Source organism: Flavobacterium bomense, assembly GCF_003970355.1.
In genome coordinates, this window is the sequence record NZ_RYDJ01000197.1 from 1 (window position 1) to 1,160 (window position 1,160).

Sequence of the window (1,160 nt, forward strand, 5' to 3'; positions counted from 1 at the left end):
ATGTTTGACCACCATTTACCAGTTTTATGTGTTGCTAGAAATTGGGTTGTAAAAGGGTTTAATCAAAGACCATTTTTGAATTTAATGAATTTTCAGAACAAAATGACAATTGAAGAATTTATGAATAGAAAATTTTCAAAATCAAGTGAAAATAATTTAGAATTTGTAGCATTAAAATTTTTAGACGGATTAGAAAAAAGTAATTAATTATGGCTACTTTCAATTATTTATGGAACAACAGACTTAAACATGATTGGTTCAGTGGATCCTTTTTTAAAAGTTGGGCCAAGCGTGTGCTAACTTTTACCGCATTAATACAAACCAACAAAAGAAGGAAAAAATTAATTAATAAGGGTGCTCAAATTTCAGAAACAGCCGAAATAGGTATAGTATGTGTTAATGGTAAAAAAGAAAATTTATCAATTGGTGATTTTAGCACTTTAGGTAGAGTCGAGATTGCCTTACACGATAAAGTAACGATAGGAAAATATGTTTGTATCAATGATGGTGTAATAATCTTAAGTGCATCTCATGATGTTTTGGATTCTTTGTGGCGTCATAAAAAGGCTTCAATTTTCATAGGCGATTATGCTTGGATTGCAACCAATGCAATTATTTTACCAGGTGTACGAATTGGAAAAGGGGCTGTTGTGGGTGCAGGTGCTGTAGTAAGTAGGAATGTAAACGACTACACTATTGTAACAGGAAATCCAGCTAAAGAAATAGAAAAAAAGAGAATAGAAGTTTTGAATTATAATCCTTGTGAATTTCTTGCCACAAATAACGCTTGGTTAAAATGATATTGTTTTCTCATCCCACATTAAACGCAAATGCAAAAGCCTTAATAAATGGTTTACATAATAATAATTTTTTATTTAAATTATATACTTGTATTGCCATATTTCCGGGTCAATTATTATTTAAATTAGGGGAACACCCTAAATTAAAAGATTTAAAAAGAAGAAGTTTAGATAGAAAATGGCAATCATTTACACGATCAAAATCGTTTTATGAATTTGGACGTTTATTGGCTTCAAAATTACATTTAGACTTTTTATTAACACACGAAAAAGGATTTTTTTGTATCGAAAGAGTATATCAAAATCACGATAAATGGGTGGCCAATAAATTAGTTCGAGCAAAAAAAGACGGCATTACGG

The 1,160-nt window shown here is 30.2% G+C and carries 2 protein-coding genes and 1 pseudogene; all 3 read left to right on the forward strand.

The genetic code is table 11. The features are described 5' to 3' along the window. Positions 1-207 (forward strand): hypothetical protein (locus EKL98_RS18285; RefSeq protein ID WP_233589481.1); only part of this gene is annotated, 207 nt, incomplete at its 5' end. Between the two features lie 2 nt (positions 208-209). Next, a complete protein-coding gene (locus EKL98_RS16710) occupies positions 210-800 on the forward strand; it encodes an acyltransferase (protein ID WP_126563213.1) in 591 nt (196 codons plus the stop codon). Beyond that, positions 797-1,160, forward strand: a pseudogene (locus tag EKL98_RS16715) (hypothetical protein); the annotation flags it as partial. The gene EKL98_RS16710 and the pseudogene EKL98_RS16715, both read left to right, overlap by 4 nt.